This window comes from Streptomyces sp. WAC03905, from assembly GCF_057371075.1.
In genome coordinates this window covers 6,131,834-6,157,574 of the sequence record NZ_JBXYDZ010000003.1, presented here as the reverse complement: position 1 = coordinate 6,157,574, position 25,741 = coordinate 6,131,834, and the positions used below count along the sequence as shown (strand labels likewise).

Annotated in this window: 24 protein-coding genes and 2 tRNA genes; 12 read left to right on the top strand and 14 right to left on the bottom strand. The window is 73.0% G+C overall.

Translation table 11 applies throughout. From position 1 onward, the window contains the following. Positions 1–6: 6 nt before the first annotated feature. Positions 7–1,614, top strand: a complete 1,608-nt coding sequence (locus AC2RP6_RS30325; RefSeq protein ID WP_486449061.1) for a glycerol-3-phosphate dehydrogenase/oxidase — start codon at positions 7–9, stop codon at positions 1,612–1,614. Positions 1,615–1,740: 126 nt separating this feature from the next. Next, positions 1,741–2,730, top strand: a complete 990-nt coding sequence (locus AC2RP6_RS30320) for a PAC2 family protein (protein ID WP_486449060.1) — start codon at positions 1,741–1,743, stop codon at positions 2,728–2,730. Positions 2,731–2,860: 130 nt separating this feature from the next. On the opposite strand, the gene mshC is transcribed toward AC2RP6_RS30320, so the two are convergent. The 4 genes from mshC to AC2RP6_RS30300 form a co-directional block, all read right to left on the bottom strand. After that, positions 2,861–4,090 (bottom strand): cysteine--1-D-myo-inosityl 2-amino-2-deoxy-alpha-D-glucopyranoside ligase, encoded by a 1,230-nt coding sequence (gene mshC, locus AC2RP6_RS30315; protein WP_486449059.1) that lies wholly within the window; start codon positions 4,088–4,090, stop codon positions 2,861–2,863. Positions 4,091–4,200: 110 nt separating this feature from the next. After that, positions 4,201–5,049, bottom strand: coding sequence for an SCO1664 family protein (locus tag AC2RP6_RS30310; protein ID WP_486449058.1), 849 nt, complete (start codon positions 5,047–5,049; stop codon positions 4,201–4,203). After that, positions 5,013–5,603 carry a DUF3090 domain-containing protein gene (locus tag AC2RP6_RS30305; protein ID WP_486449057.1) on the bottom strand — a complete coding sequence of 197 codons (591 nt, stop codon included), beginning with the start codon at positions 5,601–5,603 and terminating at the stop codon, positions 5,013–5,015. Before AC2RP6_RS30305 ends, AC2RP6_RS30310 begins: the two co-directional genes overlap by 37 nt. A 77-nt stretch (positions 5,604–5,680) precedes the next feature. Then, a complete protein-coding gene (locus tag AC2RP6_RS30300; RefSeq protein ID WP_486449056.1) occupies positions 5,681–6,400 on the bottom strand; it encodes a histidine phosphatase family protein in 720 nt (239 codons plus the stop codon). A 57-nt stretch (positions 6,401–6,457) separates the two neighbouring features. Here AC2RP6_RS30300 and AC2RP6_RS30295 point away from each other — a divergent pair, with 57 nt between their 5' ends. Next, positions 6,458–7,450: a magnesium and cobalt transport protein CorA gene (locus tag AC2RP6_RS30295; protein WP_486449055.1), complete on the top strand. Its 993-nt coding sequence runs from the start codon at positions 6,458–6,460 to the stop codon at positions 7,448–7,450. Between the two features lie 48 nt (positions 7,451–7,498). Here AC2RP6_RS30295 and AC2RP6_RS30290 read toward each other — a convergent pair whose 3' ends face one another. Together AC2RP6_RS30290 and AC2RP6_RS30285 are read right to left on the bottom strand one after the other, a co-directional pair. After that, positions 7,499–8,287 carry a ferritin-like domain-containing protein gene (locus AC2RP6_RS30290; RefSeq protein WP_486449054.1) on the bottom strand — a complete coding sequence of 263 codons (789 nt, stop codon included), beginning with the start codon at positions 8,285–8,287 and terminating at the stop codon, positions 7,499–7,501. Between the two features lie 213 nt (positions 8,288–8,500). Then, the gene (locus AC2RP6_RS30285; protein ID WP_486449053.1) at positions 8,501–9,550 is read right to left on the bottom strand and encodes an LLM class F420-dependent oxidoreductase; all 1,050 of its coding nucleotides are present in this window, start codon (positions 9,548–9,550) and stop codon (positions 8,501–8,503) included. A gap of 100 nt (positions 9,551–9,650) precedes the next feature. Here AC2RP6_RS30285 and AC2RP6_RS30280 point away from each other — a divergent pair, with 100 nt between their 5' ends. Continuing rightward, entirely contained in the window at positions 9,651–10,634 is a 984-nt protein-coding gene (locus AC2RP6_RS30280) for an aldo/keto reductase (protein ID WP_486449052.1), read from the top strand. Further along, positions 10,631–12,994, top strand: a complete 2,364-nt coding sequence (locus AC2RP6_RS30275) for a helix-hairpin-helix domain-containing protein (RefSeq protein ID WP_486449051.1) — start codon at positions 10,631–10,633, stop codon at positions 12,992–12,994. The genes AC2RP6_RS30280 and AC2RP6_RS30275 overlap by 4 nt, the downstream gene beginning before the upstream one ends. Positions 12,995–13,083: 89 nt before the next feature. On the opposite strand, the gene AC2RP6_RS30270 is transcribed toward AC2RP6_RS30275, so the two are convergent. Beyond that, a complete protein-coding gene (locus AC2RP6_RS30270; RefSeq protein WP_486449050.1) occupies positions 13,084–13,758 on the bottom strand; it encodes a hypothetical protein in 675 nt (224 codons plus the stop codon). A gap of 47 nt (positions 13,759–13,805) precedes the next feature. On the opposite strand from AC2RP6_RS30270, the gene AC2RP6_RS30265 reads away from it, so the two are divergent. After that, positions 13,806–13,994, top strand: coding sequence for a DUF5703 family protein (locus AC2RP6_RS30265; protein ID WP_030770280.1), 189 nt, complete (start codon positions 13,806–13,808; stop codon positions 13,992–13,994). Positions 13,995–14,034: 40 nt separating this feature from the next. Here the strand turns inward: AC2RP6_RS30265 and AC2RP6_RS30260 are convergent, their stop codons facing one another. The 3 genes from AC2RP6_RS30260 to AC2RP6_RS30250 form a co-directional block, all read right to left on the bottom strand. After that, positions 14,035–14,808, bottom strand: coding sequence for a chaplin (locus AC2RP6_RS30260; RefSeq protein ID WP_486449049.1), 774 nt, complete (start codon positions 14,806–14,808; stop codon positions 14,035–14,037). A gap of 198 nt (positions 14,809–15,006) precedes the next feature. Then, on the bottom strand, positions 15,007–15,240 hold the full coding sequence (gene chpH / locus AC2RP6_RS30255) for a chaplin ChpH (RefSeq protein WP_030655871.1): 234 nt from the start codon (positions 15,238–15,240) through the stop codon (positions 15,007–15,009). A gap of 131 nt (positions 15,241–15,371) precedes the next feature. Continuing rightward, positions 15,372–16,697: a M20/M25/M40 family metallo-hydrolase gene (locus AC2RP6_RS30250; protein WP_486449048.1), complete on the bottom strand. Its 1,326-nt coding sequence runs from the start codon at positions 16,695–16,697 to the stop codon at positions 15,372–15,374. A 173-nt stretch (positions 16,698–16,870) separates the two neighbouring features. Here AC2RP6_RS30250 and AC2RP6_RS30245 point away from each other — a divergent pair. Further along, positions 16,871–16,958, top strand: a tRNA-Leu gene (locus AC2RP6_RS30245). A 143-nt stretch (positions 16,959–17,101) separates the two neighbouring features. Continuing rightward, positions 17,102–17,189, top strand: a tRNA-Leu gene (locus AC2RP6_RS30240). 124 nt (positions 17,190–17,313) lie between these two features. Here AC2RP6_RS30240 and AC2RP6_RS30235 read toward each other — a convergent pair. The 3 genes from AC2RP6_RS30235 to AC2RP6_RS30225 form a co-directional block, all read right to left on the bottom strand. After that, a complete protein-coding gene (locus AC2RP6_RS30235; protein WP_486449047.1) occupies positions 17,314–18,753 on the bottom strand; it encodes an amino acid permease in 1,440 nt (479 codons plus the stop codon). Positions 18,754–18,962: 209 nt separating this feature from the next. Beyond that, positions 18,963–20,510 (bottom strand): APC family permease, encoded by a 1,548-nt coding sequence (locus tag AC2RP6_RS30230; protein WP_486449046.1) that lies wholly within the window; start codon positions 20,508–20,510, stop codon positions 18,963–18,965. Between the two features lie 194 nt (positions 20,511–20,704). Continuing rightward, positions 20,705–21,652, bottom strand: a complete 948-nt coding sequence (locus tag AC2RP6_RS30225) for a hypothetical protein (protein ID WP_486449045.1) — start codon at positions 21,650–21,652, stop codon at positions 20,705–20,707. A 520-nt stretch (positions 21,653–22,172) separates the two neighbouring features. On the opposite strand from AC2RP6_RS30225, the gene AC2RP6_RS30220 reads away from it, so the two are divergent. Continuing rightward, on the top strand, positions 22,173–22,598 hold the full coding sequence (locus tag AC2RP6_RS30220; RefSeq protein ID WP_486449044.1) for an ASCH domain-containing protein: 426 nt from the start codon (positions 22,173–22,175) through the stop codon (positions 22,596–22,598). 97 nt (positions 22,599–22,695) lie between these two features. Here AC2RP6_RS30220 and AC2RP6_RS30215 read toward each other — a convergent pair whose 3' ends face one another. Further along, a complete protein-coding gene (locus AC2RP6_RS30215; protein WP_486449043.1) occupies positions 22,696–24,351 on the bottom strand; it encodes an FAD-binding dehydrogenase in 1,656 nt (551 codons plus the stop codon). An 84-nt stretch (positions 24,352–24,435) separates the two neighbouring features. Between AC2RP6_RS30215 and AC2RP6_RS30210 the strand changes: the two genes are divergently transcribed. The 3 genes from AC2RP6_RS30210 to AC2RP6_RS30200 are packed head-to-tail and all read left to right on the top strand — an operon-like array spanning position 24,436 to position 25,679. Beyond that, complete coding sequence (locus AC2RP6_RS30210; protein WP_486449042.1) at positions 24,436–24,957, top strand: NUDIX hydrolase; 522 nt, start codon at positions 24,436–24,438, stop codon at positions 24,955–24,957. Positions 24,958–24,966: 9 nt separating this feature from the next. Continuing rightward, the gene (locus AC2RP6_RS30205) at positions 24,967–25,365 is read left to right on the top strand and encodes a YidH family protein (protein ID WP_486449041.1); all 399 of its coding nucleotides are present in this window, start codon (positions 24,967–24,969) and stop codon (positions 25,363–25,365) included. Positions 25,366–25,367: 2 nt separating this feature from the next. Then, on the top strand, positions 25,368–25,679 hold the full coding sequence (locus AC2RP6_RS30200) for a DUF202 domain-containing protein (protein WP_486450506.1): 312 nt from the start codon (positions 25,368–25,370) through the stop codon (positions 25,677–25,679). The last annotated feature ends 62 nt before the right edge of the window (positions 25,680–25,741 follow it).

Here is a 25,741-nt window from a genome sequence, read left to right as displayed (position 1 = left end):
AGAGATATGAGCACCCTGCAGAGCGTCCCCGCCCTGGGTACGCACCCGACCGCCGGCGCGAACGCGAGCCGTGCCGAGACCCGCGAGCAGCTGGCCAAGGCCACGTACGACCTGCTGGTCATCGGTGGTGGAATCCTGGGCACCTCGGTGGCCTGGCACGCCGCGCAGTCGGGCCTGCGGGTTGCCATGGTGGACGCCGGCGACTTCGCCGGCGCCACCTCCTCGGCCTCCTCCAAGCTCGTCCACGGTGGCCTGCGCTACCTGCAGACCGGCGCGGTCAAGCTGGTCGCGGAGAACCACCACGAGCGGCGGGTGCTGGCCAAGGACGTGGCCCCGCACCTGGTCAACCCGCTCACCTTCTACCTGCCGGTCTACAAGGGCGGTCCGGTGGGTGCGGCCAAGCTGGGCGCGGGCGTCTTCGCCTACTCCGCCCTCTCGGCCTTCGGCGACGGCATGGGCAAGGTCATATCGCCCGCCCGTGCCGTCGCCGACAACCCCGGTCTGAAGACCGACAACCTCAAGGCCGTCGCGGTCTACTACGACCACCAGATGAACGACTCCCGCGTCGCCGTCATGACGGTCCGCGCGGCCGTCGAGTCGGGTGCGGTCGTCCTCAACCACGCCGAGGTCACCGGGCTGCGCAAGACTCAGGGCCGGGTCACCGGCGCCGAGCTCAAGGACCGCCTGGACGGCACCGAGTTCGGGATCGACGCCCGCGTCGTGCTCAACGCCACCGGCCCGTGGGTGGACCACCTGCGGCGCATGGAAGACAAGCACTCGATGCCGTCGATCCGCCTCTCCAAGGGCGCGCACATCGTCATGAAGCGCAAGTCGCCGTGGAAGGCCGCCATGGCCACCCCGATCGACAAGTACCGCATCACCTTCGCCCTCCCCTGGGAGGACCAGCTGCTGCTCGGCACCACCGACGAGGTGTACGAGGGCGACCCGGCGGACGTGCGCGCCACCGAGTCCGACATCCAGCAGATCCTGGACGAGGCGGCCTTCTCGGTGAAGGACGCCGACCTCGACCGCTCGCTGATGACGTACGCCTTCGCCGGCCTGCGCGTGCTGCCCGGCGGCCCGGGCGGCGTGGAGAAGGCCAAGCGCGAGACGGTCGTCTCCGAGGGCGCGGGCGGCATGCTGTCGGTCGCCGGCGGCAAGTGGACGACGTACCGCCACATCGGCCGCGTCGTCATGGACAAGCTGGCCAAGCTCCCCGGCAGCCCGCTGACCGAGGACATGGAGCCGGTGAAGTCCCTCGTGCGCCGGATCGCGCTGCCGGGCGTCGCCAACCCGAACGCGGTCGCCCACCGGCTGCTGGTGGACCGCGAGCCCGGCACGCGGATGGACCCGCTGACCGCGCGCCACCTGGCCTCGCACTACGGCTCCCTGGCCTTCGACATCGCACGCATCGCGAACGAGGACCCGGCGCTGGCCGAGCGCATCCACCCGGACGGTCCGGAGATCTGGGCGCAGGTCGCCTACGCCCGTGACCACGAGTGGGCCGAGACGGTCGACGACGTGCTGCGCCGCCGTACGACGGTGACGATCCGCGGCCTGGACGACGACGCCGTGAAGGCCCGTGTCGAGGAGATGCTGGCCCGCAAGGCATAGCTCTCCCGCAGGTGGGGAAGAGGGGCGGTTCCGAGGGGAACCGCCCCTCTGTCGTGGGCTGTGGCCGGTGTCCCCTCAAGGCTTAGGCTGGCCCACGTACGCAAGGAACTTCGGAAGGAGACCTGGGTGATCGAGCTTGAGGGCGTGCCCGAGCTGATCGACCCGGTCATGGTGGCCGCGTTCGAGGGCTGGAACGACGCGGGTGACGCGGCCTCCGGTGCGGTCGCACACCTGGACCGGGAGTGGAAGGGCGAGGTCTTCGCGGCGCTGGACGCCGAGGACTACTACGACTTCCAGGTCAACCGGCCCACGGTGTGGCTGGACAACGGGGTGCGCAAGATCACGTGGCCGACGACCCGGCTCTCGGTGGTCCGCGTGGGCGGCGCCAAGCCGCGCGACCTGGTGCTGGTGCGCGGGATCGAACCGTCCATGCGCTGGCGGTCGTTCTGCAACGAGATCCTCGGCTTCGCGCACGAGCTGGGCGTGGAGATGGTGGTCATCCTGGGGGCGCTCCTCGGGGACACGCCGCACACCCGGCCGGTGCCGGTGAGCGGGGTCACCTCGGACGCGGACCTGGCCCGGACGATGGACCTGGAGGAGACCAAGTACGAGGGCCCCACGGGCATCGTGGGCATCCTCCAGGAGGCCTGTACGCACGCGGGCGTGCCGGCGGTGTCGCTGTGGGCGGCGGTGCCGCACTACGTGTCGCAGCCGCCGAACCCGAAGGCGACGCTGGCCCTGCTGAACCGGCTGGAGGACCTGATCGACATCAGGATCCCGCTGGGCGAGCTGCCGGAGGACGCGCGGGCGTGGCAGCTGGGCGTGGACCAACTGGCCGCCGAGGACAGCGAGGTGGCGGAGTACGTCCAGACGCTGGAGGAGGCGCGCGACACCGCCGACCTGCCCGAGGCCTCGGGCGACGCGATCGCGCGCGAGTTCGAGCGGTACCTGCGGCGGCGTGACCCGGCGGCGGGCCCGGCGGCGGAGGCGGGCGACGGCTCGTACCTGCGGGACACGAGCGGGGGTCTCCGGCCGCCGAAGCCGCAGCCGCCGGTGTCCCCGCCGCAGCCGGAGGCTCCGCCGGAGGAGCCGGGCGAGGACACCCCGGAGGCGTAGCCGGGCGGGGCCGGGCGGGGCCGGGCGGGGCCGGGCGGGGCCGGGCGGGGCCGGGCGGGCCGGACCTCCCGGCGTCCGGACACGGCGATGCCCCCGGTCCCTGTCGGGGCCGGGGGCATCGCGACGGGTGCTACAGGGCCACGCCCAGGAGGGCGTCGACCGTGCGGGAGATCAGGCCGGGGGCCGACTCGTCGTCGCCGTCGGTGGCGTTCTGCCGTTCCACCCAGCGGTCCACGGCCGCGAGCGCCGCGGGGGCGTCCAGGTCGTTCGCCAGGGCCTCGCGGACCTCTTCGAGGACCCCGTCCGCCGCGATGCCGTCCGGCCGGGAGACCGCCGCGCGCCACCGCTCCAGCCGGGCCACGGCCTCGTCGAGGACCGCGTCCGTCCACTCCCAGTCGGCGCGGTAGTGGTGCGAGAGCAGGGCCAGGCGGATCGCCGCCGGGTCCACGCCGGCGCGCCGCAGCGCCGAGACGAAGACGAGGTTGCCCTTCGACTTCGACATCTTCTCGCCGTGCAGGGCGACCATGCCGGCGTGGACGTAGGCCTTGGCCATCGGGAACTCGCCGGTCAGCGCCTGCGCGTGCGACGCGCCCATCTCGTGGTGCGGGAAGGCGAGGTCGGAGCCGCCGCCCTGGATGTCGAAGCCCATGCCCAGGTGGTCCAGGGCGATCGCGACGCACTCGATGTGCCAGCCCGGCCGGCCGCGGCCCAGCGAGCCGCCGTCCCAGCTCGGCTCGCCCGGACGCGCCGCCATCCACAGCATCGGGTCCAGCGGGTTCTTCTTCCCCGGGCGCTCGGGGTCGCCGCCCCGCTCCGCCGAGAGCAGGCGCATCGCCTCGGCGTCGAGGTGGGAGACCCCGCCGAAGTGCGGGTCGGACTCCACCGAGAAGTAGATGTCGCCGTCGAGCTCGTAGGCGGCGCCCGCGTCCCGCAGCCGCTCGACCAGCGGCACGATGCCGGGTATGGCCTCGACGGCTCCGATGTAGTGCTGCGGGGGCAGCATCCGCAGGGCGGTCATGTCCTCACGGAAGAGCGCGGTCTCGCGCTCGGCCAGCTCGGTCCAGTCGTGGCCGTCGCGCAGCGCCCGCTCCAGGAGCGGATCGTCGACGTCCGTGACGTTCTGGACGTAGTGGACCTGCCGCTTGGTGTCGAGCCACACGCGCTGCACGAGGTCGAACGCGTTGTAGGTCGCCGCGTGACCGATGTGGGTCGCGTCGTACGGGGTGATGCCGCAGACGTAGATGCGGGCGACGGGACCGGGGGCGAGGGTGATCGTCCCCTGGGTCGCGGTGTCGTGGATCTGGAGGTCGCGGCCCTTGCCGGGAAGGGCGGGGACCTCAGAAGCGGGCCAGGCATGCATGTGTCGAGCCTAACCGGACGGATGTTCCGGAAACGAACTGGACCTGCACTGTTGTCTTGATCGGCGCTCTTGCGGTCCGGCCGGTTCTGTGCCTGCGCCCGGTGGCCGGATCAGACCGGTGGCCAGGGGATCGACGGCCACTGCCCGGACGGCAGCGGATGCGTTCCGGTACGCAGCATGTGCGCCACCCGCTCCCGTACGGCGGCCAGCTCGGCCGTCGTGATCAGTTCGGCCAGCCGGGTGGCGAGGGGGGCGCCCTCGGCCAGCTGCGCGGCCAGCGAGCCGAGCGCCTGCCGGGCCTCGTCCGTCAGCGGCTCCCCCGCCCAGCCCCACAGCAGGGTGCGCAGCTTGTCCTCGGTGTGGAAGGTCACGCCGTGGTCGATGCCGTAGATCCGCCCGTCGGGCGCCGGCAGCAGGTGCCCGCCCTTGCGGTCGCCGTTGTTGATCACGGCGTCGAGGACGGAGAGCCGGCGCAGCGTGGGGTCGTCGGCGTGGACGAGCAGGGCGGTGCGGCCCTCCTCGACCTGCGCGAGCGCCACGGGCTTCCAGCCCGCACCGGCCTCCTCGCCGTCGACGAGCGCGAGGAGCCCGTCCTCGGGGGAGTCCTCCCGCGGCTGCCGGGCCTCGATCCACTGCTGGACCATGCCCTCGCCGTAGGGGCCGTCGCGCAGCACGGTGGCGGGCACCAGGCCCCATCCGGTGGCCTCGGAGACCAGGTAGGCGGCCACCTCCCGCTGGGCGAGGCTGCCGTCGGGGAAGTCCCACAGCGGCCGCTCCCCCTTGACCGGCTTGTAGACGCAGTCGGTGCTCGCGCCGTCGTGGGTGACGGTGCACAGCAGGACCGCGTTGGACGCCTCGCGGATCCGGCCCACGACGGTCAGCTCGCCCTCGGCGAGCAGTTCCTCCATGTCCCCCTGGCCCGTCACGCCTGGCGCCGGTAGCCGTTCTGGCGCGGGCACACGTGCCCCTCCGGGTCCAGCGGCAGACTGCACAGCGGACACGGCGGGCGGCCTGCGTTGACCACGTCCAGGGCGCGCTTGGCGAAGGCGCGGGCCTGGGCGCCGGTGAGGCGGACCCGCAGCATCGGCGGGCCGTTCTCCTCGTCCTGGAGCAGCCGCTCCTCCGCCTCGGCGAGGTCCTCGTCGGACTCGGCGTCCAGCTCCACCAGGGCCTGCGCCTCGACGATCATCCGCTGTTCCTCGCCGTCCCAGGCCAGGGCCATGGTGCCGACGCGGAACTCCTCCTCGACGGGGACGTCCAGCGGGGCGGTGTCGGCCGCCTCCGTGGGGGCCACGGCCGGGACCGGGGCGTTTCCGCCGGTCCGCCGTACGACCTCGTCCAGCAGCTCGTCCATCCGCTCGGCGAGTGCGGCGACCTGGGTCTTCTCCAGGGAGACGCTGGTGACGCGGGGGCCGGCGGAGGCCTGCAGGAAGAACGTACGGCGTCCCGGCAAGCCGACCGTGCCGGCCACGAAGCGGTCCGGCGGGTCGTAGAGGAACACCTGACGGGGCACGTCCAGTCTCCAAGTCTCGGCGGCGGGGGCGGATCTGCGCCCTTGTGCGGGCCCGTCCACCCTACTGCGCCGTGCGATCACGCCGCGCCCGCGCCGCCCCCCACGACCGCGTTGCCGGAGTCCTCGCTGTCCTTGTCGGAGGCGACGGGCCCGGGCGCCGCCGGGCGCCGTACGAGGGAGCCGAAGTCGCCCGTGTCGCCCAGCCGGAACACGAACGGCCGGGTCTCGGTGTAGCGGATCGCCGTCACCGAGCAGGGGTCGACGTGGATGCGCTGGAAGAGGTCCAGGTGCATGCCGAGGGCGTCGGCGACAAGGGACTTGATGATGTCGCCGTGCGAGCACATCAGGAAGACGGCGTCGCTGCCGTCCCGCTCCTCGATGCGGGCGTTCCAGTCCCGTACGGCGTCCACGGCGCGCGCCTGCATGGCCCGCATGGACTCGCCGCCGGGAAAGGCGGCCGCCGACGGGTGCTGTTGGACGATCTTCATCAGCGGTTCTTCGGACAGTTCGGAGAGTTTGCGTCCGGACCAGTCGCCGTAGTGGCACTCGCCGATCCGCTCGTCCGTGTGGAGTTCCAGCTCGGGCCGGGCGGCCAGCAGGGGTGCGAGGGTCTCCCGGCAGCGTTGCAGGGGGCTGGTGACGGCGGCGGCGAGCGGCACGCCCGTGAGCCGTCCGGGGAGCGCCGCCGCCTGCTCGGCGCCGCGCTCGTCGAGGGCCACGCCGGGGGTCCATCCGGCGAGCAGCCCTGCGGTGTTGGCGGTGGACCGCCCGTGTCGTACGAGGATCAGCGTGGCCATGGGGGCCAGCGTAGGCGGTGTGCGAGGGGGGTGCGGGCGCCTCGGCGGCGGGGGACAATGTTCGGCGTGATTGTCGACTGCGCGATTTACCGGGACGGTCGCCGCGCCAAGGGTCCGGAGGACTTCTCGGACGCCCTGGAGGAGGCCCGGGCGAGCGGGGACGCCTTCCTGTGGATCGGCACGTACGAGCCCACGGAGGCGGAGTTCGATCACGTCCGCCGGGAGTTCGGCCTGCACCCGTTGGCGGTGGAGGACGCCCTCAACGCCCACCAGCGCCCCAAGCTGGAGGTGTACGACGACTCGCTGTTCGTCGTGCTGAAGCCGGTGGTCTACGACGAGGCCACGGACACGGTGTCCGCGGGTGAGCTGATGCTGTTCATCGGCGACTCCTTCGTGGTCACCGTCCGGCACGGCGAAGGGGCCCCGCTGGCGGCCGTGCGCCACCGGCTGGAGCAGGAGCCGGACGTGCTGCGCCACGGCCCGACGGCGGTGCTGTACGCGGTGGCCGACGCCGTCGTGGACCACTACATCGAGGTGGCGGCCGAACTGCAGTCGGACCTGGAGGAGCTGGAGGCGGAGGTCTTCGCCCCGAACGCCTCGGACACCAAGAACACCGCGGCCCGGATCTACGGTTTCAAGCGGCAGGTGCTGGAGTTCCGGCGGGCGACGAGCCCCCTGCTGGCGCCGATGGACCGGCTCGCCTTCGGGCAGGTGCCCTTCGTCCACGAGCACGCCCAGCCCTTCTTCCGTGACGTCGCCGACCACCTGACCAAGGCGAGCGAGTACATCGAGGGCCTGGACCGGCTGCTGTCGGACGCGCTGGCCGCGCACCTCGCGCAGACGGGTCTGCGGCAGAACGACGACGTGCGGAAGATCTCGGCCTGGGCGGCGATCGCGGCGGTGCCGACGATGGTCGCGGGGATCTACGGGATGAACTTCGACCACATGCCCGAACTCCACCGGTGGTGGGGCTATCCGGGTGTGCTCGTGCTGATGGCCGGCGCCTGCCTGGGCCTGCACCGGCTGTTCAAGCGCCGCGGCTGGCTCTGACCGGCCGGCCGCCCGCGGGGCGGGCAGGGCGGGCGGGGCGGGCGGGGCCTAGGCGAAACCGGGGGCGGTGACCGGTGCGCCGCCGAGGGCGTTGCGCCGCTCGGGCATCCGCAGGTCGACCATCCGGTGCCAGCCGCTGAACCGCTCGTACGCGTACATCGCGCGGATGCCGGCGGCCAGCACGGCGGCCTTCGGCGCGGGCCAGTGCAGCAGCCGCCCCATGTGGTCCATCACGGCGAGGCTCACGTCGCGGTAGACGGCGATCTCGGCGAGGGCGCTCTCACGCAGGACCCGCTGGATCGTCCGCCCGTAACCGGCGCGGGCCAGCCGCAGCAGCTCCTCGTGGCAGTAGGAGAGGTGGTTGTCCTCGTCGTTGCTGATCATGTGGATGGCCTTGCCCACCACGGGGTGGTCGCCGAAGTACTTGACCAGCATGTCCATCTGGTCGGCGGCGCGCTGTTCGGTGACCCGGCTGTGGGCGAGGTAGACGACGATGTCCTCCTCGCTCAGCGCCTCCTGGCGGCGGAGCTTGTCGTGGGCGAGTCCGATGCCGCGGCGCTCCAGCAGCATCGTGTAGTCGGTCTCGGGCGGTACGGGGACGGCCTCCAGGCCGCGTTTGCGGAGCAGGGCGTGGAAGATCCGGCCGTGCTTGTCCTCGTCGGCGCCGTGCCGGGTGATCTTGGGCGCGAGGTCGCGCATGCCGTCCGGGACCAGGGCCGCGATACGGGCGTTCTCCCAGCCGCCCTGGGCTTCCCCGCTGGCGGCGATGGAGCAGAACAGCTGGAAGGAGTCGTCGTTGTCGACGATCTCCTGGAACAGGCTGCGGGCAGAGAGCATGCAACGAGTCAAACGCCGCTCCCGGGGGCGGGCAACCGCGGCGTGTCACTACTCGTCCGAATGAACGAACCTCCGTGCCGGGCGCGACGCGTAACCCCTTCGCCCTCCGGCGCGTTGTGGGGTGTGTCGGCCGTGGCGGGGAAGACCCCCCGAGCCCCCACCACGGCCGCAGAGCATGCGGGCGGCGTCCGGCACCCCCGGCGCCGCCCCCGGTCAGGCGAGGCCCGCGCGTTCCATGGCCTCCGTGCCGGCACGCAGGGCGGCGATCCGCTCGTCCAGGGTGAAGCCGGCCGGGGCCAGCGTGAGGGTGGTGACCCCGGCCTCCGCGTAGGCCCGCATCCCGTCGGCGATCCGCTCGACCGGGCCGAGCAGCGTCGTCGAGTCGATCAGCGAGTGCGGGACGGCCTCGGCCGCGCCGTTCTTGTCGCCGGCCAGGTACTTGTCCTGGATCTCGGCTGCTTCCTTCTCGTAGCCCATGCGCTGGGCCAGCTGGTTGTAGAAGTTCTGCTTGCGGCTGCCCATGCCGCCCACGTACAGGGCGGTGTAGGGGCGGAACATGTCGGCGAGGGCCGTCACGTCGTCACCGAGGGCCAGCGGCACGGTCGGGCAGACGTCGAAGCCGTCCATCGTCAGCCCGGCCTTCTCGCGGCCCGCCCGGATGTGGGTGAGGGCCGTGGCCTCCAGGTGCTCGGCGGCCGGGAAGATCAGCAGGGCCCCGTCGGCGATCTCGCCGGTCTGCTCCAGGTTCCTGGGCCCGATGGCGGCGATGTAGAGCGGGATGTGCTCGCGCTCGGGGTGCACGGTCAGCTTGATCGGCTTGCCCGGGCCGCCGGGGAGCGGAAGGGTCCAGTGCTCGCCCTCGTAGCTGAGCCGCTCGCGGGACATGGCCTTGCGGACGATCTCCACGTATTCGCGGGTACGGGCGAGCGGCTTGTCGAACTTGACGCCGTACCAGCCCTCGGAGACCTGGGGGCCGGAGACGCCCAGGCCGAGCCGGAAGCGGCCCTTGGTGAGCGAGTCGAGGGTGGCCGCGGTCATCGCCGTCATGGCGGGCTGGCGGGCGGGGATCTGGAGGATCGCCGAGCCGACGTCGATGCGCTCGGTCTGGGCGGCGACCCAGGCGAGGACGGTCGGGGCGTCCGAACCGTAGGCCTCCGCGGCCCAGCAGACGTCGTAGCCGAGGCGGTCGGCCTCCTGGGCGACGGCGAGGTTGTCGGCGTCCATGCCCGCCCCCCAGTAACCGAGATTGATGCCGAGCCGCATGTGTCGTCCCCTTACCGCTGTACCGATCAGTAACGTTGGTGTGCGGGGACTGTAGCGCGCCCGGGTGCTCCACGTCAGCGCCCCAGTAGTCTCAGCGCTCATGGAGCAGAGGCATCTCGGCCGCACCGGACTGCGCGTCTCCCGGATCGGCCTCGGCACCCTCACCTGGGGCCATGACACGGGCGAGGAAGCCGCCGCCGAACAGGTGAAGACGTTCTGGGAGGCGGGCGGCACCCTCGTCGACACCGCCGACGTGTACGGCGGCGGTGAGGCGGAGTACCTCCTCGGGCGGCTGGTGGGCGGGCTCGTCCCGCGCCGGGACCTGGTGATCGCGACGAAGGCGGGCAGCGTCCCGGACCCGGAGCGGCGTTTCGACGGCTCGCGCGGGCATCTGCTCGCGGCCCTGGACGACTCGCTGGACCGGCTGGGCACCGACTACGTCGACCTGTGGCAGGTCCACGCCTTCGACCCGGCGACGCCGGTGGAGGAGACCCTGCAGGCCCTCGACCTCGCGGTGAGCAGCGGCCGGGCCCGGTACGCCGGGGTGGCGGGCTTCTGCGGCTGGCAGCTGGCGAAGGCGGCGACCTGGCAGCTCGCGGCCCCCGGGGTGCGGACCCGGATCGCCTCGACGCAGATGGAGTACTCGCTGCTCCAGCGCGGGGTGGAACGGGAGGTGCTGCCCGCCGCTCTGGACCTGGGGGTGGGCCTGCTGCCGTCGTCCCCGCTGGGGCGCGGGGTGCTGACGGGCAAGTACCGGGACGGCACCCCGGCGGACTCGCGGGGCGCCTCGGAGTCCCTGGCCGCGCTGGTGGAGCCGTACCTCGACGAGGCGGCGGGCCGGATCGTGGACGCGGTGGTGACCGCGGCCCAGGGCCTGGCCGTGACGCCGCTCCAGGTGGCGCTGGCGTGGATCCGGGACCGGCCGGGGGTGGTCGCGCCGATCGTCGGCGCGCGGACGTCGGCGCAGCTCGCGGCGGCGTTGTCGGTGGAGGCCCTTAGTCTTCCGGAGGAGATCTGCCGCGCGCTGGACGACGTCTCGGCGCCGGAGCACCGCTATCCCGATCAGGACTGGAGCACGCTGTGAGTACGGACCGTCAGGCCGAAGCCGCCACCGCTGCCGCGGAGGCCTCGAACGGGCCCGACGCCGAGCCGGCCGCACCGCACCCCGAGACCGGTGGAACACCACGGACCGACCCGCCCGCCCCGGACCCGGCCTCCGCCGACGACGGGGCCACGGATCCGGAGCACCCGGCCGAGGGCGGCGCCCCGGGGACGGAACCCGCCGGGGAGGTGCCCGGCGGCGGCGAGGACGCGGACGGGGAAGCCGCCGGGGACGCTCCGGCGGCGGACGCGGGTCCGGGGGCGGAGCCCCGCGGGGACGGGCACGAGGGTGCGGGGGACCCCGTGGACGCTGCGGCCGGGGACACGGCGGCGGAGCCCGCCGGGGACGTGGCTCCGGACGCCACGGCCGAGCCCGCCGCAGGCGGTGGGCTGAGCGAGGCCCAGGCCGAACTGGCCGCGCAGAAGGTCGAGCGCGAGCGGATCGCCCGGCGCAAGGCCGAACGCGAGGGCCCCGTCGAGGCCGGCGCGAAGCTCAGCGGCAGGGCCGCCGACCTGCTGGCCGCCGTACGGGCCGTGGAGAGCGGCGCGAAGCCCTCCGCCGCCTACTTCGACGACGCCCCGGCCGCGCCCCGCAAGGCGGCGCCCGCTCCCCCGCAGCCGCGCCCGGCACCGGCACCCGCCCCGGCGCAAGCGCCCGCCGCACCCTCCGCCGACTCCGTCGACGCCGTACGGGCCGTCCTGGCCCGCGGTGGCGCACCCGAGTCACTGGCCGGCCCCGTCGCGGCGGCCCTCGGCGACGGCGCCGCGCAGGAGCTCGCCGAGAACCCGTGGCGGCTCCTGGCGGTCCCCGCCGTGCGCCCGACGCAGGCGGACGGCTTCGCCCGCGCCCTGCTGGGCCCCGGCGCCGGTCCCGGGGACGAGCGCCGCACGGCCGTCCTGGTGGGCTGGCTGCTGGCCCAGGCCGCCCTGAAGGGCCACACCGCGCTGGAGGCCCCGGTCCTGGAGAAGGCCCTGGCCCAGTACGGCGTACCGGATCCGGCCGGGGCACTGGAACTGTCCATCGCGGAGGCCTCGGTCCTGGTCTTCCACGAGCCCCTCGGTCCGCCGGTGGAGGAGGGCGAGGAGCAGCCCGTACGGATCCTGGTGGGTCTGGAGGGCGCCGCGATGGCCGAGGAGAGCCTGGCGGACGGCCTGGCCCGGCTGACCGGCACCTTCGACGGCCCGGCCGACTGGGAGCGGGCCGCCGCGGCCGCCCCCGACCGGTCCTCCGCCGAGCTGATCCGCGCGGTGTCCGGCCACGGGCTGGTCACTCATACGGGTGGTGAGGCCGCCCGGGCCGAACCGCTCGCGCTGGCCGCGGCAGCCCGTGAACTGGGCCTGCGCGTCTGCGTGGCCGCGCACGCCCCCGGCGTTCCGGACGCGGTGACGGTGGCGGAGCTGCTGTCCGGTCGGGAGGGGCCCGGCCGGGACGCGGACGGGCAGTTCGCGCTGGACCTGCTGGTGGTGCTGGACGCCCCGCAGCTGGACGTGGAGAGCGCGGCCGCGCTGGTCGAGGGCGTGGCGGACGGGGCCCGGCTGGTCCTGTCCGGAGACCCCGCCGTGCTGGGCTCCGCGGGCGCGGGCCGGGTGTTCGCCGATGTGCTGGCGGCACGCACCTGCCCCCAGCTGGTCTCCCGCACCCCGGACCCGGGTCCGCTCGGAGAGCTCGTCTCCGGTGTGGGGATCGGCGAGCTGAACCAGGTCGACGCCCCCGGCAAGGAGGTCGTCATCGTCCCCGTGCAGGACGCCGGGGAGGCCGTGCACCGCGCGGTGCAGCTGGTGGCCGAGTCGGTGCCGCGGGCCTTCGGGATCCCGGCGGACGACGTTCAGGTGATCACCCCGGGGCACGCCGGTTCCGCCGGCACGCGCGCGCTGAACGCCGCGCTCAAGGAGCGGCTGAACCCCGGTCCGGGCCGGTTCGGCGGCTTCGACCCCGGCGACCGGGTCGTCCACGTGCCGTCTCCGGGGCGGGCCCTGCCCGCCCGTGTGATGTCGGCCGACGCGCAGGGGCTGCACCTGGACCGCGCGGGCGCGCGGATCGTCGTACCGAAGGACCTCGTGGAGTCGCAGGTGCGGCACGGCTGGGCGGTGACCGCGCACCAGGCGGTCGGGGCGCGCTGGCCGGCGGTCGTGGTCGTCCTGCCGGGTGACGCGGCGCAGGCCCTGTCGCGGGACTGGGTCTACACGGCGTTCGGGCGGGCCGAGCGGCACCTGTCGGTGGTGCACGGCGTCGACCAGGCGCTGCCGCGCGCGGTCGCCGAGGTACTGCCGAAGCCGCGGACGACGCGGCTGGCGGGGCTGCTGAAGGCGCTCGCGGCGGCGGGCGGGCAGCCGGAGCAGTAGACGGCCTCGGCCTCCCGCTCCGAGGGGCGGGAGGCCGCGGCCGCGGCAGGGGTCGGGTCGGGCGGGGGTCGGGTCGGGCGGGGGTCGGGTCAGGCGGGGGTCAGGCCCGGCCGGGCGGTCCGGCCCTTGTCCTCGTCCTCGTCCTCCGCATCGTCGAAGCCGTCGGCCTCCTCGTCGAAGACGGAGCTGACGTCGAAGCGGTGCAGCACGTCCTGCGGGTCGATGTGCCCGAAGGGCGAGCCGAGCCACTCCCCCGGCTCCGCCACGTCCTCCGCGGCGGCGATCCAGAGCGTGGCGTCTCCCTCCTCCAGGCCGAAGTCCTTGCAACGGGAGGCGATCTCGTCGGGTTCGTACTCCCCGAAGAGGACGCCGAGCGCGTCGGCGGTACCTCCGTCGTGGACGAAGTCGGCGTCCCGGTCGTGTGCGGCGACCAGTTCGGCCTGGGCGACCAGCCGCGCCGGTTCGACGACGGCGTAGTCGCGGCGGATGAGCACGCTGAAGGCGGCCGGTTCGGCGGGGCCTGTGTACGGGACGCCGTCCTCGGGCGTCGGGATCTCGAAGGGAGTGACCTCGTCGTAGCGGTCGTAGAGCAGTTCGTCGTACTCCTCGGCGGCGGCGGCGAGTTCGTTGAAGGCGGCGTAGACGTCCGGATCCTCGTCCCCGATCCTGCGCTCGACCGCGGCGAGGTGGCGGTCGAGCGCGGCCTTGACCGCTTCGGCGGCGGCGCGGACCTCGGCAACAGTGGGCAGAGCGGCATCAGACATGGAGCAGACGCTATCCGTAGCAGGGCTCTGCCCGCACAATAGATGCGATGCCGGAATACGAATTCATCGACGTGTACGTGCCCCGCGGGGTCCCTCGCAAGGAGGCGACCCGCCTGCTGACCGACCATGCCGAGTACGGGAACTGGGAGATCGACCGGCTGAGCCTGCACCGGGACGGCAGCCGCCGCGTGCGGCTGCGCCGCCGGATCATCCGCCAGGTCCGCGCGACCTGGTGAACGCGGGCCCCGGGGGCGGGGCCCGCGTCGTGAGCGACCGTCAGGCGGCGTTCCTGGAACGCCGGTAGAGCACGGTGCCGGCCAGCAGCAGGCCGCCCGCGATCGGGAGGCCCGCGGTCAGGACGTCACCGGCACCGGTGGCGGCGAGCCCGGGGTTCGCCCCGGCCCCCGTCCCCGTCCCCGTCCCCGGACCGGGGTGCGTGACGGGGGTGCCCGTACCGGTCCCCGTACCCGGGTTGCCCGGGTTTCCGGGGGTGCCCGGGTTTCCGGGGGTGCCCGGGTTACCGGGGGTGCCCGGGTTACCGGGGGTGCCCGGGTTTCCGGGGGTGCCGGGGGTGCCTGGGTTCCCCGGGTTACCGGGGTTCCCCGGGTTCCCCGGGTTACCGGGGTTGCCGGGGTTCCCCGGGTTGCCGGGGTTGCCCGGGTTGCCGGGGTTGCCCGGGTTGCCGGGGTTCCCAGGGTTGCCGGGGTTCCCAGGGTTGCCCGGGTGGTCGTCGCACGGCTCGTCGTCGTCACCGGGGTGACCCGGGTTGCCGGGGTGACCCGGGTTGCCGGGGTGACCCGGGTTGCCGGGGTGACCGGGATGGCCCGGGTGGCCGTGGCCCGAGGTGTTGGCGCAGTTGTTGCCGAAGGCAGGGTTCAGCAAGGCGATGACGTCCACGGTGTTGCCGCAGGCGTTCACCGGCGCGTCCACGGGCGCCTGCACGGTGTTCCCGGACAGCAGTCCGGGAGAGTTCTTCGCATGCCCCGCCGCGCCGGAGTCCGCGTGTGCGTAGCCCCCGCCCAGTGCGAGGACACCCCCCGCGGCAGCCATGGTGATCAGGGTCTTCCTGGTGACCTGTGCCGGTCGTCGCATCTGTGATCGTCCCCTGGTGTGTACGCGTCGGCCGGCGCTCGGAGACCGGCCTCCCAGGCTCCCCCGCCTGGTTCGCAGAAAGGTGTTTCCGGGCCGGAAAAGCCCGGTGGCCCCGGAGCGCTGGAATGCGCTCCGGGGCCGAAGACTTCAGATGCGTCAGGCGTTGACGCAGGTGTTGCCGAAGGCCGGGTTCAGCAGGCCGATGACGTTCACGGTGTTGCCGCAGACGTTGACCGGGATGTGGACCGGGACCTGGACGACGTTGCCGGACAGGACGCCGGGGGAGCCGATGGCCGCACCCTGGGCACCCGCGTCGGCGACGGCCAGACCGGCACCCGCGAGAACCAGACCACCGGTGGCAGCCGCAGCGGCGACAACCTTCTTGAGCATTGTTCCTCCTAGTAGGCAAAGTGCGGTCCCAGCCGCGGACCGCACCACCTGTAACGAGGAGGGATCACCAGGGCTACGAGCGTATGAGTGCATTCACTCTTCTCAGTGGAATGCGCACACCTTCTCGAATCTCAGGCGTTGTCGATGAATCGGTCGAGCACCCGCGCCCCGAACTTGAGTCCCTCCACCGGCACCCGCTCGTCCACGCCGTGGAACATCCCGGCGAAGTCCAGCTCCGGCGGCAGCTGCAGCGGCGCGAAGCCGAAGCAGCGGATGCCGAGGTCGTCGAAGGACTTCGCGTCCGTGCCACCGGAGAGCATGTACGGGACCGCCCGCGCGATCGGGTCCTCCGCCTGCAGGGCGCCCTGCATCGCCTCGACCAGCCGGCCGTCGAAGTCCGTCTCCAGCGCCTTGTCGGCGTGCACGTCCTCGCGCTTCACGCGGGGGCCGAGGATGCGGTCCAGGTCCGCGAAGAACTCGTCCTCGTAGCCCGGCAGGAAACGGCCGTCTACATGGGCCGTCGCCTGGCCCGGGATGACGTTGACCTTGTAGCCGGCGCCGAGCATCGTCGGGGCGGCGGAGTTGCGCAGGGTCGCGCCGACCATCTTGGCGATGCCGCCGAGCTTGGCGAGCGTGGCGTCCATGTCCTCCGGGTCCAGCGGGGTGCCGAGCGCGTCCGAGAGCTCGTCCAGGAAGGACCGTACGGTCTTGGTCACCCGCACCGGCCACTGGTGGCGGCCGAGCCGGCCCACGGCCTCGCACAGCTCCGTGATGGCGTTGTCGTTGTTGGTCATGGAGCCGTGGCCCGCGGTGCCCTCCACCGTCAGCCGCATCCAGTGCATGCCCTTCTGGGCGGTCTCCACGAGGTAGAGGCGGAGGTTCTCGTTCACCGTGAAGGAGAAGCCGCCGACCTCGCCGATCGCCTCGGTGACGCCCTCGAACAGCTCCGGGTGCTTGTCGACGAGGTGCCGGGCCCCGTAGATGCCACCCGCCTCCTCGTCGGCGAGGAAGGCCAGCACGATGTCCCGCGGGGGCTTGCGGCCGCTGCGCATCCGGTCGCGGACGACGGCCAGCGTCATCGCGTCCATGTCCTTCATGTCGACGGCGCCGCGGCCCCAGAGGCAGCCGTCGGCGATCTCGCCCGCGAACGGGTCGTACGTCCAGTCGGCGGCGTTGGCCGGAACCACGTCGGTGTGCCCGTGGATCAGCAGCGCGGGCCGCGAGGGGTCCTCACCCTCGATCCGGGCCACCGTCGAGGCGCGGCCCTTGTGCGATTCGAAGATCTGCGGCTCCAGCCCGACCTCGGCGAGCTTCTCGGCGACCCATTCCGCCGCCTTGCGCTCCCCGGGGCCCGAGTGGTCCCCGTAGTTGCTGGTGTCGATCCGGATGAGGTCCCGGCAGAGGTCGACGACCTCGTCCTCGCCGGAGACGGTCCTGCCCGCGCTCGACTCGCTCACGCTGCTTCCTCCCACTGGATGCACTCAGTACCGAACATTCCCATCCTCGCGCCCCCGGCCGCTCTCCCCAAGGGCGATCCCCGGCCGTCGGGGGGTGTGATCGAGGACCCCCCGCCGTTTGGTAATGTTTTCCCTGTCGCAACGGCCCGCGAGGGACGCACGGCACACACCCGGTCCGGGTGGCGGAATGGCAGACGCGCTAGCTTGAGGTGCTAGTGCCCTTTATCGGGCGTGGGGGTTCAAGTCCCCCCTCGGACACCAACGGAAGGACCCCGCTTCGGCGGGGTCCTTCTTCGTTCCCGGACCCGGCACCGGGCCCCGCCGGGGGCGCGGCGGCGGCCCCGGAATGTTTGGTAGTGTTTCGCTCGTCGCAAGGGCCGCGAGGCACGTACGACACACACCCCGTCCGGGTGGCGGAATGGCAGACGCGCTAGCTTGAGGTGCTAGTGCCCTTTATCGGGCGTGGGGGTTCAAGTCCCCCCTCGGACACCACGGCAAAGGCCGGTCAGGAATCCCCTGACCGGCCTTTCGCACACCCCCGCCCCCACGGGCCCCGCGACGCACAGGACCCCCGCACCGGAATGGCACGGGGGGTCCTGTCGCGGGGCGTTCGGGGTCAGTCGCGGGGGGTTGAGAGGGCCGCTACTCGGGTGCGGACCAGGAACCAGCCGCCGACCAGGGCTGCGGCGATGGCCGGGAGGAGCATGACCGTGGTGCGGCCGACGCCGCCGTCGCTCCACATCAGGACCAGGACGGTGACCAGGAAGAGCAGCGTCACGATCTGGGTGTAGGGGGCCCAGGGCAGGCGGTAGGACGGGCGGGAGACCAGGCCGTTCTTCGCGCGGTGCCAGAAGAAGAGCGAGCACAGCATGACCATGCCCCAGGTGCCGAGGATGCCGATGGAGGCGAGGTTGAGGACGATCTCGAAGGCCTCGCCGGGCATCCAGTAGTTCAGGCCGACGCCTGCGACGCCGAAGGCCGCGGTGAACAGGACGCCGCCGTAGGGGACCTTGCCCTTGTTCATGACTCCGGTGAACTTGGGGGCGGAGCCGGACAGGGCCATCGAGCGCAGGATGCGGCCGGTGGAGTAGAGGCCGGAGTTCAGCGAGGAGAGGGCGGCGGTGAGGACGACCAGGTTCATGATGCCCGCGGTGCCGGGGATGCCCAGCTTGTCGAAGACGGTCACGAACGGGGACTGGTCGGCGGAGTAGGCGGTGTACGGGAGCAGCAGGGCGAGCAGGACCACCGAGCCGACGTAGAAGACGCCGACGCGCCACATGATGGAGTTGATCGCCTTCGGCATGATCTTCTCGGGGTTCTCGGTCTCGCCCGCGGCGACGCCGCACAGCTCGACGGAGGCGTACGCGAAGACGACGCCCTGGACCACCATGAGCATCGGGATCACGCCGGAGGGGAAGAGACCGCCGTTGCCGGTGATCGTCGACAGGCCCGGGGTGTGGCCGTCGATGGGGTGGCTGGTCGCCACCAGGTAGATGGCGACCACCATGAAGATCACCAGGGCGCTGACCTTGACGATGGAGAACCAGAACTCCATCTCGCCGAAGTACTTCACCGAGATCAGGTTCGCGGTGAGGACGATGGCGAGGGCGATGAAGGCGAGGACCCACTGGGGGACGTCGGTGAAGGCCGACCAGTAGTGGGCGAACACGGCAGCGGCGGTGATGTCCGCCACGGTGGTCGTGGACCAGTTCAGGAAGTACAGCCAGCCGGCCGTATAGGCGCCCTTCTCCCCCATGAACTCGCGGGCGTAGGAGACGAAGGCACCGGAGGAGGGGCGGTAGAGGACGAGCTCGCCGAGGGCGCGGACCACGAAGAAGGCGAAGACGCCGCACACCGCGTAGGCGATCGCGAGGGAGGGGCCGGCGCCCGCGAGGCGGCCGCCCGCTCCGAGGAACAGGCCGGTGCCTATCGCTCCGCCGATCGCGATCATGTTGATGTGGCGGGACTTCAGGTCCTTGCTGTAGCCCTCGTCACCGGCGTCGACATGGCGGGAGGACGCCGGGGCGGGTGCCTCGGTCAAGGTGCGGTCACTCATGTATGACTTCGCCTTCGTGGGTGGGACAGGCAGCCCCGGACGGCGTCGCAGGGGAGCTGGGTGGTGTCCCCTGTGGCGCGTTCCGGGTGTTTTGATCGCCCCAGGAGACCACGAGGCTCCGCCAGCCGCCAAAATCGCCCCTGTACGCCGAAGCCCCCGACGACCTTGGAAACGGTCGCCGGGGGCGTGGTAGAGCCTGGAAAGCCAGGTCATTCCCCGGGTGTGGCCTCCGCCACCTGATCGAGACGGAAGGCCTCGTTGCCGAGCCCGATCCGGGCGTGCACCTCGGGGCGGTTGCGGCGCAGGAGCGCCCCGTACAGCAGCCCGCCCACGACGGCGGCGCCGATGATGCCCGGCAGGACCCAGCTGAGGGCGGAGCCCTTCTCGGCGCCGACGAGGACGCCGAAGTCCTTGACGGTGTAGACGGCGATGGCGAGCAGGGCGAGGCCGGCGGCGCCGGCCGCGACGAGCCGCCACACCTGCGCGCCGGCGGTGCCGCGGCGGACGAAGAAGGCGATCACGGCGAAGGAGGCGGCGGCCATGAGGAGCGTCACACCGAGGGCGCCGACGCTGCCCATCCACGTGAACAGGTGCAGGACGGGCGCGGTGGGGTCGCCGGCCGGGAGGTCGTCGGTGACGGCGAAGGCGATGACGACGACGGCCGCGATGCCGGTCTGGAGCAGCGAGCCGGTGGCGGGGGCGCCGGTGCCGGCGTTGGTGCGGCCGAAGGCGGCGGGGAGCAGGCCCTCGCGGCCCATGGCGAAGGCGTAGCGGGCGACGACGTTGTGGAAGCTGAGCATGGCGGCGAACATGCCGGTCACGAAGAGGACGTGCAGGACGTCGGTGAAGGTGGTGCCGAGGCGGGCCTCGGTGAGCTGGAAGAGCAGGCCCGGGCCCGCTTCCCCGGCCGCCCTGACCACGTCGCCGGGGCCGGTGGCGACGGTGAGGGCCCAGGCGCTGAAGGCGAAGAACAGGGCGACGAAGCCGACCGCGAGGAACATCACGCGGGAGACGACGATGTGCGGCCTGCTGGTCTCCTCGGCGTACACCGGGGACTGCTCGAAGCCGACGAAGGCGGCGATGCAGAAGCACAGGGCGGTGCCGAGGCCGGCGCCGCCGAGGGTCTCGGGGTTGAAGGCGTGGAGCGAGAGGCCTTCGGGGCCGGGCTTGGCGAGGGCGGCGGCGTCGAAGACGACGACCAGGGCGCACTCGATCAGCAGGAGCACGCCGAGGACCTTGGCGTTGAGGTCGATCTTGAGCCAGCCGAGGGCGCCGGTGACGGCGACCGCGAGGAGGGCGGGGATCCACCAGGCGATCTCGGTGTCCAGGTAGGTGGCGAAGAGGCCGGAGATCTCGAAGCCGAGGATGCCGTAGACGCCGACCTGCATGGCGCTGTACGCGACCAGGGCGACGAGCGAGGCGGCCGCGCCGGCGGTGGGGCCGAGCCCGCGGGCGATGTACGCGTAGAAGGCGCCGGCGTTGTGGACGTGACGGCTCATCTCGGCGTAGCCGACGCTGAACAGTGCGAGGACGAGGCCCAGGATGACGAAGAGCAGGGGCTGGCCGACGACCCCCATCAGGCCGAAGGTCGTGGGCATGACACCCGCGACCACCATGAGGGGGGCGCTCGCGGCGAGTACGGAGAGCAGCAGGCCGGCGGTGCCGAGGCGGTCGGCGCGCAGGGCGCGGTCCTGGCCCTTGTAGGTGCGTATTTCGGCCGGTTCCTGGAGCGTCGTGGTGGATCTGCCCGTCGGCATGGCGGCGTCCTTTCGGGGGCGCGGTTCTCTCGGGGGCGGAGCGGGGTGGTGCCGTGGGGGTGGGGCGCGGTGCGGGTGGGGCGGCCGTGCAGGTGGCGCGCGGTGTAGCCGTGCGGGTGGTGCGCGGTGCGGTTGTGCAGGTGGTGCGCGGTGCGGTTGTGCAGGTGGTGCGCGGTGCGGGTGGGGGCGGTGGGTCAGGCGGTGCCCAGCGCGACGCTGCGTGCGGCCAGGAAGGCCTTCTGCGGGTCCCGGTCGGGATAGGACCAGGGGGCGCGGGTGGCGTGGCTGCCGATGCGGAGGAAGAGCGCGGCGGCCTCGGCGGGGCGGCCCTCGCAGAGTTTGGCGTGGGCGAGGAAGTTGAGGTCGACCCGGTTGCGGGGGTGGTCGTCGCGCTCCCACTCCAGCCACCAGTCGAAGGCGGAGCGCAGCACCTGGCGGGCGCGGCGGCCCGCCCAGTGCGCGGCGGCCGCCTCGGGGGTGTGGCCGTGGGTGGCGGCGAGCACGCGGTAGCGCTCGGCGTGCGCGACGACGGGGAGCACGGCCAGCGGCGAGTCGGCCGGGGACTCCTCGGCGGCCCACGCCGCGAAGTCGTAGACCTCGTGGAGCGGGTCCTGGCCGGGGGCGAGGGTGCGCTCGGCCAGCTTCGCCACCATCAGGTGGTGGGCGTGGTGGTGCTCGCGGTGGCGGGCCCGGACCTGGTCGAAGTGGCGGCTGAACTCCTCCTCGGTGCCGAAGGCGCGGGACAGCAGGAGCAGTCCGAGCCATGGGGTCGGGTCGTCGGGGAACAGTGCGGCGGCCCGGCGGCAGGCCTCCTCGGCGGCGGCCGGCGTGCTCTTGCGGCGCAGGGCGGTGAAGACGGCGGCGCAGGCGAGGAGGGTGGCGGCGTCGGCGCTGTCCGGTTCGGCGAGCAGCCATTCGCGGGCCCAGGCGGTGGCCGCCGGGGTCTGGGCGAGGACGACGACGCGATGGCCCCGGCGGTCCCAGTCGTCGCCGGTGCCGACGAGGAGGGAACGGACCCGGGCCCAGCGCCCCTGGGAGAACTGGGCTCGCACGTCGATGAGTTCGGCGTCGCAGAGGGCCGGGTCGAAGAGCTGGGCCTCCCGCTTGCGGGCGCGGCCGAGGGGCGGCGGAGGCGGGGACATCCGCGGGGTTTCCCTCCAGGACGCGGGCGGACGGGGAATGGGATGCGGCGATCGGGAATCGCCGCTCGTTCGGGGGCGGAGCGGGGGCGGAGCAGGCGTGGAGCGGGGGCGGAGCAGGCGTCGAGCGGGGGCGGAGCAGGCGTCGAGCGGGGGCGGAGCAGGCGGATCGGGGCCGGGTCAGCTGCGGCCGCCCGCGCGCGAGGCGCACGCGCGGGGCTCGGCCGCGAGGCCGCGGGATCGTACCGGTTGAGCGGTGCCGGGACTCCGGTGGGACTGCGGCGGGGCCGCGGCGGAGCTCCGAGGGGAGTGCGGGGTACTGCGAGGGAACGCCGGGCGCTCGGGCGGATTCGAACAGAACTCCGGTGAGCACTCCGGTGATCACGCACAGCAAAGCGGTAGGCCCGGCTCCGAGTCAAGGTCCAGTCCACTGCGTGGCGGGTTTCAACTGCTGTGGTGACCGTGGCAGTTGGCGGGGCGATATTCGTTCAGGGCGGCCGGGGGTGCGCCGTAGGGTGGCCGTATGACGGCATATGACGATCTTCCCCCGTACCTGCTGGGCTTTCCCGGCCCGCTGCGCGACCAGCTGGTCGCGGCCGTGCTGAGCGGGGCGAAGACCAGCACCACCGGCCTGCTCGCGGAGTACGAGGCCGAACGGGAACCGCTGCCGGAGCCCGGCGCCCGGTCCCTGCTGGTCGACTCCGAAGAGCGCGGGGTGGCGGTGGTCGAGGTGACGGCCGTGGAGGTGCTGCGGCTCGCCGACGTCGGGCTGGGGCACGCCCTCGACGAGGGCGAGGGGTACGCGTCGGTGGCCGAATGGCGTACGGCACACGAGGAGTTCTGGCACAGCGAACCGGTGCGCAGGGTGATCGGCGACCCGGGGTTCGCGGTCGACGACGACACCCTCGTCATCGCCGAGCGCTTCCGCGTCACCGAACGCCTGACCTGAGCGCCGGCCCACGTCCCCGCCGGAGCGCGAGGGCGAGGGCCGGGGGCACCGGTCGGGTCAGGCGGTCAGGCGGTCAGGCGGTCAGGCGGTCAGGCGGTCAGGCGGTGGCCCGGGCGGCGGCGCGGCCCGCTGCTCGGCCCGAGAAGATGCACCCGCCGAGGAAGGTGCCCTCCAGGGCCCGGTAGCCGTGGACCCCGCCCCCGCCGAATCCGGCCGCCTCGCCCGCGGCGTAGACGCCCGGCAGCGGTTCGCCCGTACCGGTCAGGACGCGGGAGGAGAGGTCGGTCTCCAGGCCGCCGAGGGACTTGCGGGTCAGGATGGAGAGCCGTACGGCGATCAGCGGGCCGGCGCCGGGGTCGAGGATCCGGTGCGGGGCGGCGGTGCGGATCAGCTTGTCGCCGAGGTACCTGCGGGCACCGTGGAGGGCGGTCACCTGGAGGTCCTTGGTGAAGGGGTTGGCGATCTCCCGGTCGCGGGCCACGATCTCGCGCCGGACGGCGGCCTCGTCGAGCAGGTCCTCCTTGGTGACGGCGTTCATGCCGCGCACGAGGGCGGAGAGGTCGCGCTCGACGACGAAGTCGGCGCCGCGGTCCATGAAGGCCCTGACCGGGCCGGGTACGGCCTGGCGGGCCCGGGTGATGACGTCGCGCACCGACTTGCCGGTGAGGTCCGGGTTCTGCTCGGAGCCGGAGAGGGCGAACTCCTTGCCGATGATGCGCTGGTTGAGCACGAACCAGGTGTGGTCGTGACCGGTCTTCATGATGTGGTCGAGCGTGCCGAGGGTGTCGAAGCCGGGGAAGAGCGGTACGGGCAGCCGCCGGCCCGTGGCGTCCAGCCAGAGCGGGGACGGGCCGGGAAGGATGCGGATGCCGTGCTCGGCCCAGATCGGGTCCCAGTTCTGGATGCCCTCGGTGTAGTGCCACATCCGGTCCTTGTTGATGTGGCTGGCGCCCGCCGCCTCCGCGATGCCCAGCATCAGGCCGTCGACGTGGGCGGGGACCCCGGAGAGCATCCGCTGCGGCGGGGTGCCGAGCCGGGCGGGCCACTGCGCGCGCACGAGGTCGTGGTTGCCGCCGATGCCGCCGCTGGTGACGATGACGGCCTGGGCCCGCAGGGAGAAGGACCCGGTGGCCTCGCGGCCGCTGGCGGTGCCGCGTACGGCGTCGGAGGGCTCCAGGACCTCGCCGGTCACGGTGTCCACGGCGCCGGCGGTGGCGGACAGCCCGGTCACCCGGTGGCGGAAGGCCAGGCGGACCAGGCCGCGGGCCACGCCTTCCCGGACCCGCCGTTCGAAGGGCGCCACCAGGCCGGGGCCGGTGCCCCACGTGATGTGGAAGCGGGGGACGGAGTTGCCGTGGCCGCCCGCGTCGTAGCCGCCGCGCTCCGCCCAGCCGACGACGGGGAAGAAGCGGACGCCCTGCCGGTGCAGCCAGGGCCGCTTCTCGCCGGCCGCGAAGTCGACGTAGGCCTCGGCCCAGCGGCGCGGCCAGGCGTCCTCCGCGCGGTCGAAGCCGGCGGTGCCCAGCCAGTCCTGGAGGGCGAGGGCGTGGTTGTCCTTGATCCGCATCCGGCGCTGCTCGGGCGAGTCCACGAAGAACAGGCCGCCGAAGGACCAGTGCGCCTGGCCTCCGATGGACTGCTCGGGCTCCTGGTCGAGCAGGATGACCTTGCGGCCCGCGTCGACGAGCTCGGCGGTGGCCACGAGGCCCGCGAGCCCGGCTCCGATCACGATCACGTCTGCGTCGTACGTCATGCGGATACCCGTCCTCCGTCGATGGTGGGGCAGATCCTTTGCTACGGAGCGGTAACCAGTCAACAGCGGTGGTTGGATGAACCTGTGAGTGCCGCTGATGAAGTACTGGACGTCGTGGACCGGGAGGACCGGGTCACCGGGCGGGCCCCGCGGGGGGAGGTCTACGCCCGCGGGCTGATCCACCGCTGTGTGTTCGTGCTGGCCAGGGACGCGCAGGAGCGGATCTTCGTGCACCGGCGGACCGCTTCGAAGCTCGTCTTCCCCTCGCACTACGACATGTTCGTGGGCGGGGTGCTGGGCGCCGGCGAGAGCTACGCGCGGGCCGCGCTGCGCGAGGCCGAGGAGGAGCTGGGGGTACGGGGGCTGCCGCAGCCCGAGCCGCTGCTGAAGTTCCTGTACGAGGGCCCGGGCGGGGCCTGGTGGTCGTACGTGCACGAGGTGCGGTGCGAGCTGCCCGTGGCCCCGCAGGTCTCGGAGGTGGACTGGCACGCCTTCCTCACGGCGGAGGAGCTGGAGCGGCGGCTCGGGGACGGGCAGTGGCCGTGGGTGCCGGACGGGCTGGAGGCCTACCGGCGGCTGCGCGCGCATCGCAGGTCCCACCAGTAGATTGATCAGGTGATCGACTTCGGCAAGGACGTACGCCTGTGGTTCGCGCCGTCGCGGCTGCGGGACGAGGGCGACACTCCCGACTACCGCTTCTCCCTGGCCAACGAGCGGACCTTCCTCGCCTGGATCCGGACCGCGCTGGCCCTGGTCGGCGGCGGTTTCGCCGTCGACCAGTTCCTGCCGGACCTGCGGTGGGGGGTCCGGGTCGGGATGGCCTTCGCGCTGCTCGCGGTCGGCGCCGCCTGCGCCCTGCGCGCGGTGAACCACTGGGTGCGCTGCGAGCGGGCGATGCGCCGGCACGAGGACCTGCCGCTGTCGCGGTTCCCGGTGGTGCTGAGCCTCGGCGTGGGGCTGGTCGCGGTGGCGATGGTGGTGGTCGTGCTGCTGGGCTGGACGTCGGGCCGGTGAGCGTGCCGGGCACGGACCGCGACGCCGGGCTGCAGCCCGAGCGGACCCGGCTCGCGTGGCGGCGTACGACGCTGGCGTCCTCGGTGGTGGCGGTGCTGGCGCTGCGGCAGGTGCTGCGCGGGTCCGGCTCGTCGACGGAGGTGGCCGGGGCTGCGGTGATCGTGCTGGTCTGGCTGGTGTTCCTGTGGGTGGCGCACCGCCGGATCCGGGCGCTGGCGACGGGCCGGCCGCGGGGGCTGGCGCCCCGGTCGGCGCTGGCCGTGGTGGTGTGCACGGTGGCGCTGGCGGTGTTCGCGATGGCGGTCATCCTCTGAGCTGCCTGCGGGATCATCCCACTTACCCTCAGCAATCAGGACACAACGGGCGATAGTCGACC